General features: G+C 44.0%; 19 protein-coding genes and 1 pseudogene. 11 read left to right on the top strand and 9 right to left on the bottom strand.

What is annotated here, in order from left to right; translation table 11 throughout:
• Window positions 1-9: 9 nt before the first annotated feature.
• Window positions 10-351 carry a hypothetical protein gene (locus AHMF7616_RS19680; RefSeq protein ID WP_115374433.1) on the top strand — a complete coding sequence of 114 codons (342 nt, stop codon included), beginning with the start codon at window positions 10-12 and terminating at the stop codon, window positions 349-351.
• A 42-nt stretch (window positions 352-393) separates the two neighbouring features.
• Here AHMF7616_RS19680 and AHMF7616_RS19675 read toward each other — a convergent pair whose 3' ends face one another.
• Both AHMF7616_RS19675 and AHMF7616_RS19670 read right to left on the bottom strand, forming a co-directional pair.
• Window positions 394-726, bottom strand: a complete 333-nt coding sequence (locus AHMF7616_RS19675; RefSeq protein WP_115374432.1) for a hypothetical protein — start codon at window positions 724-726, stop codon at window positions 394-396.
• Between the two features lie 17 nt (window positions 727-743).
• Window positions 744-1,196 carry a Panacea domain-containing protein gene (locus tag AHMF7616_RS19670; RefSeq protein WP_115374431.1) on the bottom strand — a complete coding sequence of 151 codons (453 nt, stop codon included), beginning with the start codon at window positions 1,194-1,196 and terminating at the stop codon, window positions 744-746.
• 290 nt (window positions 1,197-1,486) lie between these two features.
• On the opposite strand from AHMF7616_RS19670, the gene AHMF7616_RS26490 reads away from it, so the two are divergent.
• From AHMF7616_RS26490 to AHMF7616_RS26210, 7 genes and pseudogenes are all read left to right on the top strand, one after another.
• A complete protein-coding gene (locus AHMF7616_RS26490; protein ID WP_158546210.1) occupies window positions 1,487-1,624 on the top strand; it encodes a hypothetical protein in 138 nt (45 codons plus the stop codon).
• 8 nt (window positions 1,625-1,632) lie between these two features.
• Window positions 1,633-2,070 carry a Crp/Fnr family transcriptional regulator gene (locus tag AHMF7616_RS19665; protein ID WP_233507665.1) on the top strand — a complete coding sequence of 146 codons (438 nt, stop codon included), beginning with the start codon at window positions 1,633-1,635 and terminating at the stop codon, window positions 2,068-2,070.
• A gap of 75 nt (window positions 2,071-2,145) precedes the next feature.
• Window positions 2,146-2,649, top strand: coding sequence for a DoxX family protein (locus AHMF7616_RS19660; RefSeq protein WP_199474275.1), 504 nt, complete (start codon window positions 2,146-2,148; stop codon window positions 2,647-2,649).
• Between the two features lie 720 nt (window positions 2,650-3,369).
• A pseudogene (locus AHMF7616_RS19655) lies at window positions 3,370-3,723 on the top strand (transposase); the annotation flags it as partial.
• A 32-nt stretch (window positions 3,724-3,755) separates the two neighbouring features.
• Entirely contained in the window at window positions 3,756-3,980 is a 225-nt protein-coding gene (locus AHMF7616_RS26215) for a hypothetical protein (protein WP_147275731.1), read from the top strand.
• Window positions 3,970-4,122 carry a hypothetical protein gene (locus tag AHMF7616_RS19650; protein ID WP_158546209.1) on the top strand — a complete coding sequence of 51 codons (153 nt, stop codon included), beginning with the start codon at window positions 3,970-3,972 and terminating at the stop codon, window positions 4,120-4,122. Before AHMF7616_RS26215 ends, AHMF7616_RS19650 begins: the two co-directional genes overlap by 11 nt.
• A 158-nt stretch (window positions 4,123-4,280) precedes the next feature.
• On the top strand, window positions 4,281-4,637 hold the full coding sequence (locus AHMF7616_RS26210; RefSeq protein WP_147275730.1) for a hypothetical protein: 357 nt from the start codon (window positions 4,281-4,283) through the stop codon (window positions 4,635-4,637).
• Here AHMF7616_RS26210 and AHMF7616_RS19645 read toward each other — a convergent pair.
• A protein-coding gene (locus AHMF7616_RS19645; protein WP_115371190.1) for an IS5 family transposase occupies window positions 4,590-5,419 on the bottom strand; the annotation gives its coding sequence in 2 pieces (ribosomal slippage) (window positions 4,590-5,026 and window positions 5,026-5,419; 831 coding nt in all). The two genes, AHMF7616_RS26210 and AHMF7616_RS19645, sit on opposite strands and share 48 nt — an antisense overlap.
• A gap of 80 nt (window positions 5,420-5,499) precedes the next feature.
• Between AHMF7616_RS19645 and AHMF7616_RS19640 the strand changes: the two genes are divergently transcribed.
• On the top strand, window positions 5,500-5,955 hold the full coding sequence (locus AHMF7616_RS19640) for a hypothetical protein (protein ID WP_115374427.1): 456 nt from the start codon (window positions 5,500-5,502) through the stop codon (window positions 5,953-5,955).
• Between the two features lie 113 nt (window positions 5,956-6,068).
• Here AHMF7616_RS19640 and AHMF7616_RS27795 read toward each other — a convergent pair whose 3' ends face one another.
• The 4 genes from AHMF7616_RS27795 to AHMF7616_RS19630 all read right to left on the bottom strand — a co-directional run bounded on the left by AHMF7616_RS27795 (window position 6,069) and on the right by AHMF7616_RS19630 (window position 11,125).
• Entirely contained in the window at window positions 6,069-6,230 is a 162-nt protein-coding gene (locus AHMF7616_RS27795; protein ID WP_317047619.1) for an ABC transporter permease, read from the bottom strand.
• 3 nt (window positions 6,231-6,233) lie between these two features.
• Window positions 6,234-7,259 (bottom strand): ABC transporter permease, encoded by a 1,026-nt coding sequence (locus tag AHMF7616_RS27790; RefSeq protein ID WP_317047618.1) that lies wholly within the window; start codon window positions 7,257-7,259, stop codon window positions 6,234-6,236.
• Window positions 7,207-8,505, bottom strand: coding sequence for an ABC transporter permease (locus AHMF7616_RS27785; protein WP_317047617.1), 1,299 nt, complete (start codon window positions 8,503-8,505; stop codon window positions 7,207-7,209). The genes AHMF7616_RS27790 and AHMF7616_RS27785 overlap by 53 nt, the downstream gene beginning before the upstream one ends.
• A gap of 259 nt (window positions 8,506-8,764) precedes the next feature.
• Complete coding sequence (locus tag AHMF7616_RS19630) at window positions 8,765-11,125, bottom strand: ABC transporter permease (protein WP_115374426.1); 2,361 nt, start codon at window positions 11,123-11,125, stop codon at window positions 8,765-8,767.
• 425 nt (window positions 11,126-11,550) lie between these two features.
• Here AHMF7616_RS19630 and AHMF7616_RS19625 point away from each other — a divergent pair, with 425 nt between their 5' ends.
• Window positions 11,551-11,886, top strand: coding sequence for a hypothetical protein (locus tag AHMF7616_RS19625; protein WP_115374425.1), 336 nt, complete (start codon window positions 11,551-11,553; stop codon window positions 11,884-11,886).
• 277 nt (window positions 11,887-12,163) lie between these two features.
• Complete coding sequence (locus AHMF7616_RS19620) at window positions 12,164-12,814, top strand: carbohydrate-binding family 9-like protein (protein WP_199474274.1); 651 nt, start codon at window positions 12,164-12,166, stop codon at window positions 12,812-12,814.
• A gap of 207 nt (window positions 12,815-13,021) precedes the next feature.
• On the opposite strand, the gene leuD is transcribed toward AHMF7616_RS19620, so the two are convergent.
• Entirely contained in the window at window positions 13,022-13,651 is a 630-nt protein-coding gene (gene leuD / locus AHMF7616_RS19615; RefSeq protein WP_115374424.1) for a 3-isopropylmalate dehydratase small subunit, read from the bottom strand.
• A gap of 153 nt (window positions 13,652-13,804) precedes the next feature.
• On the bottom strand, window positions 13,805-15,217 hold the full coding sequence (leuC, locus tag AHMF7616_RS19610) for a 3-isopropylmalate dehydratase large subunit (RefSeq protein ID WP_115374423.1): 1,413 nt from the start codon (window positions 15,215-15,217) through the stop codon (window positions 13,805-13,807).
• Between the last annotated feature and the right edge of the window lie 8 nt (window positions 15,218-15,225).

Here is a 15,225-nt window from a genome sequence, read left to right as displayed (position 1 = left end):
TTGAAATACATGAAAAATATTTTTGCGCTGCTGTTTATTCTGGTGGTCTTCTGTAAATGCCAATCCAACCCGGACCAGAAAAACCAAGCCACCGTTAAACAGCCTCAACTTTCAGTAATTATACCCACTATTCAGGAGAAGGTCTATGACCGGCCTACCGTAAAAGGTTTGGGAATAGCCCTGGTGCAACCGCAGGAAACCTTACAGGTTTTAGATACCATGGATTATTTTTTCTACAAAGTAAAATTGCAACGATCTGCTGAAGTAAAAGAAGGATACGTTTTAAAAGCGGCTTTCACCGATAAGCCACACTTCATAGCTGCGGAAAGTTTAGCCAAAAGTAGGCGCTAGGGCAGGGGATAATCTACAAAAGATAAAATTTTTAAATTTTTGTTATTTGGGGGGCAACTGGAAATGCCCGCGCAGCACGATAAACGACAAACCCAGCACATTTAAAGTGGTAGTAGCCAGTAAAGACGTAAGCACGGTATCGCTTAAGCAAATGTAACGCTCGTTATAAACCAGAATAGCCAATACTGCTGTCAGCCAACAAGTTACTACTATGGCCGTCCAGACGCCGAGCCATTTCCGGTGCGACGTATCTTCTTTATAACGTTGGTTTTCAAAACGCCGGCGTTGGGCTGTTAAATCATCGGCATCAATATCAGTATCGGCTTTGCCCGGGAGGGTAATGCGCGATTGAATAATATCTTCTAAACGCTGCAAGTCTGTTTCCTTCGCTTTTATATTTCAATACCGGAAAAATAGTCTTTAATGTATTCGTCCGGAATCGGGTAGTCCCAGGTAAAAGAAGCTTCTTTAGTGGTTTTATCCCAGGGGCTTCCGGGCATGTGCGACCACTCCGATAATTGCGAAGCGCTAAATTTAGAGTATTTATCAATAATGCGGTTCAGGGCATTGGTAACTTCCGGGTCCGCGGCAATATCTTTTAAGGAATCATCTTTCACATCGATTATTTTGCTGTAATCGACCTGTTTACGGGTTTTCGGGAACACTGGTCCGTAAGGCCAGGCTTTTGGCGGTTCGTTAAATAAATGCTGGTTATGGTGCGCCAGAAAATACCCGTAAGCAATAAATAAAAGCTTTTGTACTTTGGTTACATTTAGTACAATGCCTTTTTTATAAGCTAAAGCCAGCAAATAATTGGCAACCGTTACACTATCGTAATTTTGCATTTTAATCTTGGTCTATTACAAATTTACACTAAATAATTGCCAGAAGCAAACTTGTAAATACTTGTACCAGAACGGCATAACTTTCTTCTATAACTTATTTATTCGGCTAGCAGGTATCCGTAATTTATGTTACGAAAAATTTAAAATTTTAGGTTTCACCGCATTTGCAGATACTTATTTTAGGTTTCCGGAAGTTTGTAATTTTGATTAGTACTCTTTTAAATTGTCTTTATCCGGATACAGTTCAATGCACGTAAAGTGGCTATCTGGTATTTTTTAAATGAACTTACATGAATCGTGGCGAAGAAATCCGGCAAGTTTTTCAGCAATTGGTAGCACTCAGCCCCGAGCAGTGGGCTACGTTTGAGCAGCACCTGGAAGAAGTGAAATTTAAAAAAAGGATTATTTGTGCCAGGCTGGGCAAGTAGAACAGTACTTGTATTTCATTCACGCGGGTGCCGTTCGGGTATACCACCAAACGGAGCAGCAAGAATTTACTTTAAACTTTCATTTTGCCCAGGAGTTTGTGAGTGCGTTTTCGTCGTTTCTCACGCAAACACCATCGCGGGTTTATTTGCAGGCACTAGAGAACGTGCACGCTTCGCGCATCTACCGGGCGCATTTATATCAATCCTACGAACAACATCATCCGGCCGAACGCTTGGGCCGCTTATTCGCCGAAACGCTTTTCGTGCACAAAACCAACCGCGAAATTGATTTATTGTCGCTCTCCGCCGAAGAACAATACGTGAACTTACTGCGCAAGAATCCGAAGTTAGTGCGTAGCCTTTCGGTGAAACACTTAGCTTCCTACCTGGGCATTCATCCCGAAAGTTTAAGCCGAATCCGGCAGAAAGTAAACCACATTTCCTAACCTACATCATTTTTCCAGCGCACCTGAGCCGGTAATTTTGCCGGCATCTTGTTTCACGTGAAAAACTTACACGCTATGATTACGCTCATAATATTGCTCGTGGTATTTGCCTTAGGGCTGCTGATAAGCAAATTTTTTAAAAAAACATCCCTCTCCGTAGCGCAAGCCGGCCGGATAGCTATGGGCGCCATGCTGGTATTTACCGGTATCTCGCATTTTTATTTAACCAAAGGCCTGGGATGGATGATGCCGGATTTTTTACCGGCTAAGATGGCGTTAGTTTATGTAACCGGCGTGCTGGAAATAATTCTGGGTCTGGGTTTGTGGTTCAAAAAAACCAGAAAAAGCAGTAGTCTGCTTTTAATTCTGTTCCTGATAGCTATTTTACCGGCCAACGTAGTAGCGGCTATAAAGCACGTAAACATTCAAGCCGCCGACTTTACTGGTCCGGGTTTAAGTTATTTATGGTTCCGGATTCCATTGCAGCTGTTGTTTATTCTTTGGGTGTACGGGTTTGGTTATCGGGGTACTTTGCAGTTAAATTGGCGATTTAATAAAACCGAATTAATCTTAAGTTAAGGCGGTAGTTACTTCCTTATTTATTAAAACTACTACTGAATTTGTCCAGAAATCAACCACCCCTAACCCCTCCTTATCCAAGGCGGGGAGCTTTCTTTTTACAGTTACCATTTACCAATATATGATCGTGATAATTATCCTCCTCCTACTACCTCCGAAGGGGGAACTTTTTATTGGCAATCGGGATAATCACACATAGTGGTATACCAAGAGGCATTTACTTAACAAAGTATTCTTGCTGCGTAGCCAAATAGGTTCCTCCTGAATGACGAAAATTTTAAATTTTTAAAAATTTTGCTCGTTTGCTATGGAACAAACAGCAGTAGCCCGGTGCAAGTGTTGACGCTAAACTGTTCTGTTGTTCAGCGAGTTTTTGACTTGCATTACTTTTATTCTCAAGCAAAAAGTCGCCTCTCCTTCCCTGTTTTTAGGGATGGTGTCCTTTAGGGCGGAAGGGTCCTTAAGAACAAATACACAAGCCATGAAACAACTTCACTCCGAAACCAAAGCTACTCAACCAGCTATGCGAACGAGAATCAACTAGTCAGCAACCAAAGCAACAGCCGATGCTAAGCGAACGAGAATTATTAGGCTTGAACTTACAAGTAAGAGCGTGTTTAAATATTAGGAAATGGGAATAAAAAGCGAGTCAGCCCGTAAGCAAAGAGCGACGAAACTGCTAAGCTTATGTAATCCTGTTACCAGCGACTCACTGACTCGCAGTGGGAAGTTATGAAAGAATCTCTGCCCACACAACGAAAACGCCAACATTCGTTGCGGGAAATAGTCGATGCTATTCTCTGGTATCTGCGAGTAGGTAGCCAGTGGCGAAACTTACCAGCGAGTTTCCCTAAGTGGGCGTTGGTGTACTATTATTTTCACCAGTGGCAAGCGGATGGAACCCTGGCAAAACGCAACTGGCATTTGAATATCTGGGAACGGAAAAGGAGAAAGAAAGAAGACTCCCCCAGTTTATGGTGTATTGATTCGCAGTCGATTAAAGTAGCACCGTTCGTTAGTCAACAGACTGGTATAGACGGCAATAAAAAGGTTAATGGCCGTAAGGGCACGTAATCACAGACACCCTAGGCTTAGTCTGGGGGGTAGTGGTACATGGCGCTAATCAGGCCGATGGAGCCACGGCCGAGCGGGTGGTAGCTCCGCTACGGGGGTACTTGCACCGGATGAAAAAGATACTAGCCGATGCAGCTTATGAGCAGGTATTTGTCGATTGGGGCACTGAGAACCTACGGGGTGTAGAAGTAGAGATCACTTCTAAGCCCCCCGATGCAGAAGGCTTCGTGCCTGGCAGAAGGCTTCGTGCCTGTTAAATGGCGCTGGGTGAGCGAACGGGCGTTTGGCCTGTTTAATTTCTTCCGGCGGCTCGACAAAGACCACGAAAAAACTACCCAAAGTGCCGAAGCTTGGGTGCTATGGCACAATTGTCAACTTATTCTGAACCGAATACCTTGATATCTAATCAACGTATTATTTAAACATGCTCTTATATTATTTTATTGTGTACTAGTCTACCACCTTTAATAGATGAAATAACGAAAAGCAGGGGCTGCCAACATTTTTATCCCTTCATTCGCAAGAACAAGAGTGGCTGATTTCGTTGTTTCCAAAAATTGATTCAAAAATTAAAATTTATGCGTAATTGGTATTTATTAATCTTGTTAGTTTTAACTACTCGCTGTAATAATTCACCAGGTAATCTTAGCGGAGAAAATAATGTAACTTCAACTAAAAGGGATACTGCTTCTGTAAAAATCGTAAAAAAATTAAAAAGATCTAAGCCATACGCCTTAGAAACTGCTTCTAAAGCAGACTTTGAACAGGCCGCGACCAGGCAAAGTATTAGCTTTGAAATGGGACCAGATGAAGCCCGTAAAATAGATGGAGTACTAGTTTTTAAAATAGACTTCTTTCAAAAGTACTTAGATAGTGTCGTAATTAGCAATGGCAGCAAAGAGGTTAAAGCGTAAGCCAAAGCGCTTTCGACGATTTCTATACTTGGTAGCAAAAATTTTGAATCGTTTAAGAAAACCAAACACGTTTTCAATCTTGATTCGCTGGGAAGACAACGCTCGGTTTTGTTGCTGGTCTTGCCGCGTTAAAGGATAATGTTTGGAGGCCTTCTTCGGGGTATGGGCTTGCGGGATCAACTTTTTGATTCCTTGATAACCCGAATCCGCTAATAGCAGGATAGGAGTTGGGAGTTTAAGCTGGCTGCATTTAAAAAGTTGGAAATCATGCACTGCTCCTTTGGCAAAATGCGTACAAATGATTTTTCCGCTCTTCTTATCCACTATCATTTGTGTTTTCAGATGATGTTGTTTCTTTTTAGCCGAGTAGTAGCGTCTTTGTTTTTTTGGGGACGTTCGATTCTTGTCTCCGTAGCATCTACCAGTACTACTTGGTAACTGATGGAACTTTGGAGAAGGGCTTTTTTGCCAGGTAAGCTAAATTCCCCGGATTGGAGTAAAAGATTTTCCGCTCGTGTAATCAAGCGGAAGGCCGTGGCTTCACTCACTTGGTAGCTCTGAGCGATGTGAAAATAGGTCCGGTATTCCCGATTATATTCTAACATCATCAATACTTGATCGGCCTCCGACAAGCGACTAGGACGACCGAGAACTTTCTTGTTTTTGGCTATTTGTTCGCTTAAAACTGCTTTCATGTGCTCAAAGGTGGCTTTATGCACCCCTGTTAAGCGCCGGAAAAGAGCTTCGCTTAAAAAGCGGATTTGTTCGTATTTTGTCACCATACCGCAAAGTTCTGCTATTTACTTAATATCTAATTACTTTTGAAAGAAGTCTAATAAATAATAAATGGACCCCTTTTAAAATGTTCCGGGATACGTTGCTAAATACCGATGATCCGGCAATAAGAGCGTATCGCTACTTGGGGCAGCACGCAAAAATTAACCAATACTTAGTGGCTGGTCGTTTTTACGAAGCCTACGAAACGTATCTGGTAGATAAAACCACTGGGGCTATCACAACCACCTGGACAGAACCAATTGTTTCGCCGGACCAAAAGTATTTAGCCAATAGCTCCTTTGCCACTGCCCTGGACGAAGCGCCGAACGGAATCCAGATCTGGGAAGTAGCAAATACTGAAAAATCGCCTGCCATTAAAAAGTTCTTGGAGATCGTGCACCAGGATTGGAAACCTTTGGAGTTGCACTGGGAATCTTCTACTGCTATTTTAATTAAAACACTACCAATGGATAAATATAAGCTGTTGCAGGCAGAACCCAAAGAAGAAGATTTCTCTTATTGGCGATTACGCATCAAATAATGCGTTGCTTTTAAGAAAGCAGCCTCCGGACATACAAAAATTTAAAAAATTTTTCTTTTTAGTTCAGGAAGTTAATCCGGATAATCCTCTGATCCTACCAAGCAAGGTGCTGACTACTCATTCCGCAGGGAGTTTACCGGATTGGCTAAACTGGCTTTTATGGCCTGCACACTAATGGTAAGCAAAGCAATAAGGATGGCTAAGGCCCCGGCTAGAGCAAAAACTGGCCACGTGATGGTAATGCGGTATTCAAAGTCCTGGAGCCAGCGGTGCATGCCCTACCAGGCAACGGGCCAGGCCAGCAGATTCGCCAGCACTACTAATTTTAAAAAATCTTTCGAAATCAACGACAGGATATTCGCTACCGAAGCCCCCAGCACTTTACGAATGCCGATTTCTTTGGTACGTTGCTCGGTGGTAAACGCTACCAAACCAAACAAGCCTAAACAAGCAATAAAAATAGCTAAGGTAGAGGCTACGGTAAATACTTGCCCGTATTGTTGCTCTTGTTGGTATTGCTCGTTGTAGCGTTCGTCTAAAAAGAAAAATTCGAAGGGATTACCGGGGTAATTGGCCCGGTATAGCTTTTCGAGCTCGGCAAGTTTCCGGGACATGCCACCGGGGGTAAGTTGCACTGTTAGGTAACCTACCGAACGGCGGGGCAGAAAAATAATGGGATCAATGGCATTACGTAACCCTTGGTGGTGGTAATCGCGCATAACGCCTACTACCTGGTACGCTTGCCCCCAGTTTACCGTCTGGCCCACGGCCGCGGCAGCCGAAGAAAAACCTAATTGCCGAGCCGCCGATTCGTTGAGCATCAGTTTGGCGCTTTTCTCCCAACCTAAAGTAGTTTCCTGGTGGGTAAAGTTGCGCCCGGCGGCTAAAGCAATGCCGTACGTTGGCAGGTAACGGTCATCGATGATACCCATGGAGTAGCCTTTTTTATTATCGTCGGCGGGGGCTCCGGGCCGGGCAATGCCGTTGGCGCCGAAGTTGTAATAATTACCCGGCACAATGCCGCTCTGGCAGAAATTTTTGACGTATGGCAACTGGCTTAACTGTTGTTCCAGCACGGCGGTACGCGTAGTTATAGCCGCTTCCTCGCCTACCTGCGGACTTTGGATAACCAAACGCTGGGTGAGTGCAAAGCCTAAATCCTGATTTTGCATGTATTGTAACTGGCGGTATAATACCAGAGTGGCAATAATTAACACCACCGAGGCGCTGAACTGCCCGACAACCAGAGATTTACGTAACCAATAGCCGCGGCTCATCCGGGGAGTGCCTTTTAACGTTTGCACCGGCTGGAACGATACCAGCGTAAAAGACTACGTAAATACCCGAAGCCAGCGCCCCTACCAGTAACAAGCCTAAACCAATTAACCAATAATTATCGGCCTGCAGTACACTAAAAGTCAAGTCTTTTTTAATCAGTTTGTTAAAAGGGCTTTGCAGCAAAACTACCAACCCCAGCGCTAATAAAGATCCTATTAGGTTCAAAAACAACGACTCACCTAAAAATTGCAATATTAATTGCCCGGAACGAGCACCGATTACTTTTCGGATGCCTACCTCTTTTGCTCTTTTTAAGGCGCCGGCCGTAGATAGATTAACGTAATTAAACCAAGCAATAATTAATATTAGCCCGGCAATACCTTCCAGCAAATACACAAAACCCAGACTGCCGCTGGCCCGCAAGAGATCGCCCAGCGAGTTTGCCAGGTGCAAGTTACCGGCGGGTTGCAGCCAAAACCGGTCTTCTCCGTCGGGATTCATTTTTTTAGCCAGCGCGTTTAGTTTGGCGGCCAGCCGCTGGTAATCGGTACCGGGACTTACCCGGAAAAAAGTAGTTACAAAAGTACCGTCGAAGCCATCTAACCGGGCCCATCCGTTACCGTTCAGGTTCGCCGGATTGGCCAGGGTAATAAGGGAGAAAACCGCATCGAAGCGCAGATCAGAATTTAGCGGCATGTCGGCGTACACGGCCGTAACGGTGTACAATGTTTTACCAAATTGGTTATTAAGCGTGATAACTTGCCCCATCGCCGGCTTATTTCCGAAATATTTGTGGGCTTGCGCTTGCGATAAAGCTACCGTATTGGGGGCTTGCAGTGCGGTAGCGGCCTGGCCCTGCACCAGCGGAAAAGTAAATAAGGTAAAAAAGCTCGCGTCGGCGTACGCAATAGCATCTTCACGGAACGATTGCGGAACACTTTCTTTTTTAGCACCGGCGAAGGTAACCAAACCATTCGCCGCTTGTTCGGCCACGCGACAGAAAACCTGCACTTCCGGAAACTGTTGCTGCACGAGTGGTGCAACGGCCGGGGCTATATTAATGTTAAATTCGCCGCCCCGGCCTTGCACCTGCAGCCGGTACATGGTAGATAGGTTGGTATGAAACCGGTTAAAACTCTGTTCAAAACTGACGTACTCCAAAATTAAAATAAAGGCGGTAATGCCCAGGGCTAATCCCAGATTATTAATCAGCGAAAAAGCTTTGTGGCGCCACAAAATGCGCCAGGCGGTTTTCAGATAGATGGTCAGCATAGTTTCAATCGATTATCCATGGCCCATAGTCCACAGTTTTTTAAAATTTTAGCTTGTTTGCAGCGCTAGGATCGATTTGTATGGACCTATCTAAGTAGTTCTGCTTTTATTTTTACAAAAGAAACAGTTAGACCATTGCTCCCGGAACGGTACCGTTATGGGCGCCTGCCCGAACCGCTGGCCAGGTCTTTCTGCGAAAAAAAACGCTACTATTACTTTTCCGGTAAACGCCGCAATCCGAAAAAAACTAAACTACTGCTTACTCGCTGCGCAACGAAGTAACCGGGTTGGTTACAGCCGTCCGGATGGCGTGGTAACTTACCGTAAGCAGGGCAATGATTAACGTAGATCCACCCGCCAGGGCAAAAATCCACCAGGCCAGGTTGGTGCGGTATTCAAAGTTTTGCAACCAGTTATGCATCACATAAGCCGCCAAAGGCCAGGCAATAATATTGGCCAGTAACACTAATTTTAAAAAATCAAGGGAAAGCATGCGGGTAATGTTAAACACCGAGGCACCCAATACCTTGCGGATACTGATTTCTTTGGTACGCTGCTCGGCTGTAAACAAGGCTAACCCAAACAAACCTAAACACGAAATAAAAATAGCCAGAAACGCAAAGTAGTAAGCTAACTGGCCAATCATGGCTTCGCTTTTATACATTTGCTCAAAATCTTCGTCGAGGAAGTGGTACTCAAAAGGATAACCCGGGTTGTATTGTTTCACCAGTTTTTCCATTTGGGCTAAACCGTCTTTGGTTTTTCCGGTGGCCAGGCGCACGAACAGGTAATCGGCAGCATACTTCGGGTTTAAAATCAGGATCAGCGGCTGCATGGCTGTGTGCATGGAAGAAGAATGAAAATCTTTGGTAACCCCGATAATCTGCCCGGTTACCCCCATTACCTGAATTTTTTGCCCTATTGGGTCGCGCATGTTCATCAGCCGGGCGGCTTCTTCGTTTATCACGAAATTAGAAGTATCGGTGCCAAACTCCTTCGAAAAATCGCGCCCGGCTTTCAGGGGGATGTCCATGGTTTTCAGGTAATCATACTGGGTAGCCAATACGCTAAACAACACATCGGCTTTAGGCGTTTTGCCCGCCCATTGCACATTGCCCGTGGAGGAACCCACCATAAGCGGATTTTGGTTCGCGATGGTGGCTTGTTTAATATCCGGGGAGCGTAGTAAATCATTTCTTAAAGGAGCCGCCTGTTCTTTTAATTTGCCTTCCAGGTACACGTAAGCCACATTGTCGCGGTTCAGACCCAGGTTTTTGGTCCGGATATATTGCACCTGGCTGTATACCACCAAAGCACTCACAATCAGCACCGAGGATAAGATAAACTGAAATACGACCAGGCCTTTCCGGAACCAGATGGTACTGGTATTAAAACGAAGAGTCCCTTTTAAAACTTTCACCGGCTCGAACGATGCTAAAAACAAAGCCGGGTAAGAACCAGAGAGTAAGCCGGTAATAAGAGCAATACTCGCTACCGCCAGAATAAACTGCGGGTCTTGATACGGAATAGCAATTGCTTTATCGGTAAGCTGGTTAAATACCGGTATTAACAACTGCGCCAACCCTAAGGCAAACACAATAGCCAGTAAAGTAATCAGCATGGATTCGCCGCTAAATTGCCCGATGAGCTCGCGCTGTCCGGCACCTATTACTTTGCGCACGCCTACTTCTTTCGCCCGCCGCGCCGACCGGGCGGTAGCTAAATTCATGAAGTTGATGCAGGCAATTACCAGAATAAAAACGGCCACAATCGCGAATAACCGCACGTACTCGATACGACCTCCTACCGGCACGTTACTGGATTTAAAATTGCCTTGTAAGTACATATCCCCCACCGGTTGCAGAAATAAATCAATCGTACTTTCCTTTTTTTTGGTGGCCAGGTAATGCTTTATTTTTTGGTCTACGGTGGCCTGGCTAGTATTGGGCTGCAGCAATACGTACGTTTTAGGTCCGTTATTGTCCCAGTCTTTCACCCAATCGTTTTCCTGCACATAGTCGGTAAATGGCATTACCCAATCAAACTGCAACGACGAGTTTTTGGGTACATCTTTAAATACGCCGGTAATCTGGTAGGTATCTTTGTTGTTTACTTTAATGGTTTTACCCACTACGTTGGTGCTCCGAAAGTACGTTTGCGCCATGGTTTCCGAAATGGCAATTGACTTAGGTTGCTTCAGCGCGGTCTGAGGATTTCCTTGCGTGAACGGGAAAGAAAACATCCGGAAAAAATCCGGACCAGCGTAGGTGCCGTTTTGCTTTAGAGCTTGGTTCTCGTGGGTAAACAGCAGGTTAAAGCCCGGGTGCAAAGTTACCGCTTGCGCTACTTCGGGAATATCTTGCGGTAGGTTTTCGCCCAGTGGTCCGGGCGTAGCATCGAAGGTAAAATCAGAATTACCGCCGTAATGCTGCACTTCCATTACCCGGTACAACCGGTTGAGTTGCGCATGAAACTGGTTAAAGCTACGTTCGTCTTGTACCCACAACATAATTAAAATGCTGCAGGTCATGCCTAAGGCCAAACCCGAAATATTAATAAAAGAAAAACCTTTATGCCGGAGCAGGTTTCGCAACGCTATTTTCAGGTAATTTGTAAGCATATTATGGCGATTAATAAGTAATAGAAGCCAAGAGAAGACATAATCTTATGAAAAATTTAAAAAACTAGCTCTCCGGTATTTTAGCAAACCTGATTATCTTTAAATAAGAAAAGTGCCATGATCTTAATTGGTTGATAATAAGTGATTTGCCGTGTAAATGATGTTTGAGGGAAGTTTAATCTGTCCGGTTTCGATACAATGTTTTGTTCGCTTTTAGCACAGCCATTTACTTTTGCATAGGGAAATACAAAGAATAATAAATTGGTAAAAAATTCTATATATTACTTGTAATATAAAACGAGTCGCTACACTTGGAAAAAAACTGTTAAGAACCGGATAAAAGCGAGTGTTCCTACTTTATATATAGTGCAGATAACCGTATGTTATGTTGTATAGCTGCAAGTTGGCAGGCATATTTTTGAAAAATGAAAAATCAGACGTTATCGAAGGCTGAATATTGGAAGAAGTGGGAGCTTACTGAACTGCTTAATGATCTTTACTTAGCTCAAAAATTATTAGAAAATAGAGATGACCTCTTCTGCCCTGGAGGTTTTGTAGAAGACTTCAAAGAAGCATTTTCTGAAGAATTAGATGACCTTGAACACTGGAACGGATCTCCTATATATGATTCTATTTATGACTGGTTTACACCCAAAGGCAAATGGATCTTACTAATTGGAGAGAAAGAAGGTGAAGAAGTGAGAAACAGAATTTTCAATAGAATAAAGATTTGGAGAGATGTTACAGGATATAAGGCATAAATAACCTTTAAACCGGGAAGAAAAATTTAAATAAAAAAATTACATCAGCTAACAAAAATTAAAGCACATTAAAACGTGCCCTAGCAAATACGTTCGCGATATTTTTCACCTTGTTAGCAACTACCAAGAATATCCGGATTATCTGTTGCAGCGCATTAACCATTCTATTCTTAAAGATGTGCCTTTGCTCAGGGTTACTATTTACCAAAATATGGCTCATTTCCACGAAAGAATAGCAATTATCTGGGGATATTCCGAAAAAGAAGTTAATTAATAGATGAAAAGCCTGGAAGTCGCCTCCTTGCCCATGCTGAACCGGCAAAGCTCCTTAGAGCAAATAAGTGCGGAACTAGATACCCTGGACAAACATACCCTGGATCACACGCCCTGGCCCCGGTTTAGCTACAAGCCCCGGGTGCAATTTGCCCTGGGTTACCACCACAATTGTATTTTTTTAAAATTTTACGTGGCAGAAGAAGCCATCCAGGCTAAGTTTCGTAACACAAACGATCCGGTGTATAAAGATAGTTGTGTAGAGTTTTTTATTGCGTTTAACGGCGAAGCCAGTTACTATAATGTGGAGTTTAATTGCTTAGGAACCTGTTTGCTCGGTTTTGGTGACGCCCGCGAAAACCGCCGGTTGCTGCCCGAAGAATCCATCCGCAAGATTAAATACGCCGGAACGTTGCAAAAAACAACTTTGCCCAGCAACGGCCAGGTAACATTCTGGGAGTTAACGGTACTTATTCCGGCCGAAGTTTTTACCCAACACTGCCTTACTACATTTCGGGGCGTAAACGCACGTGCGAATTTTTATAAATGCGGCGACGATTTACCGCGTCCGCATTATTTAGCCTGGAGCCCGATTAGCACTTCAGAACCTAACTTTCATTTGCCGGAATATTTCGGAAGTCTGCAATTTGTATAAGTTTGCCTATTCGTTTAAAATTTAAATCCGGGCCACCCAATATTCCTGAATATTTAAAGAATAAAGAATTAAAACCAAGAGAAGAATTTTACAATTAGCTGCTTGCCGAATGTAACCCAATTGGAAACCCAACAATTTTCCGGGAATTCTTAAAAGAAAAAAGCCAGTTCTAGAACTGGCTTTGTGATGCATGTAAATTTAAAAAAATTAAGCTTCTACTTCTTCCTGGCTTTGGTTCACCAGGCTTAAATACTTACTGGTTTTTTCGTAAGCTTCAATTTCTTTCTTTAAGCTGAGTAAGTAATCAATATCGTCATACCCGTTAATTAAGCAGGTTTTTTTGTATTGATTAATATCAAATTTTTCTACTTGGTCCGTGCCGGCAATGCGTACGGTTTGGGCTTCCAGGTTTACTTCTAGTTCCGTGTTTCTGTCGGCGAAAATGTGCGCGAAAATAACTGCCAGAAACTCCTCGGAAACTTGCACCGGCAAGAGGCCATTGTTTAAGGCATTGCCTTTAAAAATATCGGCGAAAAAGCTCGAAATAACTACTTTAAAACCATAATCGTTAATGGCCCAAGCTGCGTGTTCGCGACTGGAGCCACAACCAAAGTTTTTACCAGCTACTAATACTTTACCCGTATACAGCGGGTTGTTCAGTACAAAATCCGGCTTCGGCGTATTTTGGTTATCGTAGCGCCAATCCCGGAACAAGTTATCACCAAAACCTTCGCGGGTAGTAGCCTTCAGGAAGCGGGCCGGAATAATCTGGTCCGTATCAATGTCTTCAATCGGCAATGGAACCGCCGTAGAGGTTATTTTTTTAAATTTTTCCATGATTTCAAGTCCATAGACCACAGTCGATAGTCCATAGATTTAAATTGTTATTTGATTTCTTTCCTGCAAACAAAAGCTTAAAGTATAATTTACCAATAGTCTTGTATCTACTTCCAGTCAACGAACCATTGTCTATGGACCATGGACTATCGACTAAATCAATTCCCGCACATCCGTTATTTTTCCCGCAATGGCTGTGGCTGCGGCGGTAAGCGGACTAGCCAATAACGTGCGGGCACCAGGTCCCTGGCGGCCTTCGAAGTTGCGGTTAGAAGTAGAAATACAGTATTCGCCTTTGGGTACTTTGTCTTCGTTCATGCCCAGGCAAGCCGAACAGCCGGGTTCGCGTAATTCAAAACCAGCTTCCCGGAAGATCTGGTCAATGCCTTCTTCGCGGGCTTGTTGCTCTACTTGTTTAGAACCCGGTACAATTAAAGCATTAATATTGGGCGCTTTGTGCTTTCCTTTCACAAACTGCGCTACCAACCGTAAATCCTCGATGCGCGAGTTGGTGCAGGAACCAATAAATACGTAATTAATTTCTTTACCCAACAACGATTCACCCGGGTGCAAACCCATATAAGCCAATGATTTATCGAAAGAAGCTTTATTGCTTTCTTCTTTAATATCGGCCAGATTTGGTACGGTTTCGTCGATTTTAATGCCCATGCCCGGATTGGTACCATAAGTAATCATGGGAGCAATATCAGCCGCATCGTAGGTATATTCCACGTCAAAAACAGCGCCTTCGTCAGTGAATAAGGTACGCCAATAAGCTACCGCTTCTTCGTATTTCTCGCCTTTTGGCGCAAATTCGCGGCCCCGGATATATTCAAAAGTAGTATCGTCAGGAGCAATTAAACCACCACGGGCACCCATTTCGATGCTCATGTTGCAGATGGTCATGCGGGCCTCCATGCTTAAGCTGCGAATAGCCGAACCAGCATATTCTACAAAATAGCCGGTAGCACCACCCATCGTGAGTTTAGAAATAATGTACAGAATAATGTCTTTGGAAAGTACGCCGCTCGCCAGCTCTCCTTCGATGTTGATGCGCATGGTCTTGGGTTTGTTCTGCATCAGGCATTGGGTAGCTAAAACTTGCTCTACTTCGCTGGTACCAATCCCGAAAGCAATAGTACCAAAGGCACCGTGCGTAGAAGTATGACTATCGCCGCATACCATCGTCATGCCGGGCAAAGTAATACCTAGTTCCGGACCAATAACGTGTACAATGCCTTGAAAAGGATGACCTAAACCATACAAGTTTACCCCAAATTTCGCGCAGTTCTCGGTAAGTTTATCTACCTGAAATTTACTCAGCGGCTCCACAATGGGCAAATGCTGATTGATAGTGGGAACGTTGTGGTCAGCGGTGGCTACGGTATTTTGCGTCCGGAATACGCCAATGCCTCTTTTCTCCAGACCGGCAAAAGCCTGCGGACTCGTTACTTCGTGCACCAAATGCCGGTCGATGTATAACACATCGGGACCGTCCGGAATGCTGGTTACCACATGGGCATCCCAGATTTTTTGAAATAATGTTTTTTTATCGGAAGTACTCATCTGTAAAA

This window comes from Adhaeribacter pallidiroseus (genome assembly GCF_003340495.1).
In the GTDB taxonomy this organism is placed as follows: domain Bacteria; phylum Bacteroidota; class Bacteroidia; order Cytophagales; family Hymenobacteraceae; genus Adhaeribacter; species Adhaeribacter pallidiroseus.
Note: the sequence above shows the minus strand (reverse complement) of the source record. Positions and strands in the feature narration are given on the sequence as shown.

Excerpts from the sequence above, each read along its gene's own strand:
- leuD (WP_115374424.1), bottom strand. The coding sequence starts at position 13,651 with ATGGAAAAATTTAAAAAAATAACCTCTACGGCGGTTCCATTGCCGATT.
- AHMF7616_RS19630 (WP_115374426.1), bottom strand. The coding sequence starts at position 11,125 with ATGCTTACAAATTACCTGAAAATAGCGTTGCGAAACCTGCTCCGGCAT.
- leuC (WP_115374423.1), bottom strand. The coding sequence starts at position 15,217 with ATGAGTACTTCCGATAAAAAAACATTATTTCAAAAAATCTGGGATGCC.
- AHMF7616_RS27795 (WP_317047619.1), bottom strand. The coding sequence starts at position 6,230 with ATGCACCGCTGGCTCCAGGACTTTGAATACCGCATTACCATCACGTGG.
- AHMF7616_RS19660 (WP_199474275.1), top strand. The coding sequence starts at position 2,146 with ATGATTACGCTCATAATATTGCTCGTGGTATTTGCCTTAGGGCTGCTG.
- AHMF7616_RS19625 (WP_115374425.1), top strand. The coding sequence starts at position 11,551 with ATGAAAAATCAGACGTTATCGAAGGCTGAATATTGGAAGAAGTGGGAG.
- AHMF7616_RS19670 (WP_115374431.1), bottom strand. The coding sequence starts at position 1,196 with ATGCAAAATTACGATAGTGTAACGGTTGCCAATTATTTGCTGGCTTTA.
- AHMF7616_RS26490 (WP_158546210.1), top strand. The coding sequence starts at position 1,487 with ATGAATCGTGGCGAAGAAATCCGGCAAGTTTTTCAGCAATTGGTAGCA.
- AHMF7616_RS19620 (WP_199474274.1), top strand. The coding sequence starts at position 12,164 with ATGAAAAGCCTGGAAGTCGCCTCCTTGCCCATGCTGAACCGGCAAAGC.
- AHMF7616_RS27785 (WP_317047617.1), bottom strand. The coding sequence starts at position 8,505 with ATGCTGACCATCTATCTGAAAACCGCCTGGCGCATTTTGTGGCGCCAC.
- AHMF7616_RS19640 (WP_115374427.1), top strand. The coding sequence starts at position 5,500 with ATGTTCCGGGATACGTTGCTAAATACCGATGATCCGGCAATAAGAGCG.
- AHMF7616_RS19680 (WP_115374433.1), top strand. The coding sequence starts at position 10 with ATGAAAAATATTTTTGCGCTGCTGTTTATTCTGGTGGTCTTCTGTAAA.